The 328-nt window shown below is 70.1% G+C and carries 1 pseudogene; it reads left to right on the top strand.

The features are described from left to right. Window positions 1-118: 118 nt before the first annotated feature. Window positions 119-328, top strand: a pseudogene (locus tag G3N93_RS41345) (putrescine ABC transporter permease PotH); the annotation flags it as partial.

The raw sequence follows: 328 nt of genomic DNA, 5'->3' as shown, positions 1-328 counted from the left end.
GTGTCGAACCTGTCGAGCTCGCACCTGATGAACGACAACGCACCGGCGTGGAACGACGACGTGTTCGTGTCGTGGTCGCCGGCCAGCGGCGTCGTGCTGACGCAGTGAGGACGCCACGATGAGAACCTCCGCCTCCAATCCGTCCGCGCCGGTACCGTCCGGCGCCGCGAGCGCCGGCGCCGGACGCGCCCGCCCGGGCCGCTTCGCGATGCTGCAGCGCTTCCTGCCGTCGGGCCGCAGCGTCGCGATCGGCGTGCCGTTCCTGTGGCTTGCCGTGTTCTTCGCGCTGCCGTTCGTGCTGGTGCTGAAGATCAGCTTCGCCGACCAG

This window comes from Burkholderia sp. Se-20378 (genome assembly GCF_017104665.1).
Taxonomy (GTDB): domain Bacteria; phylum Pseudomonadota; class Gammaproteobacteria; order Burkholderiales; family Burkholderiaceae; genus Burkholderia; species Burkholderia lata.
Note: the sequence above shows the minus strand (reverse complement) of the source record. Positions and strands in the feature narration are given on the sequence as shown.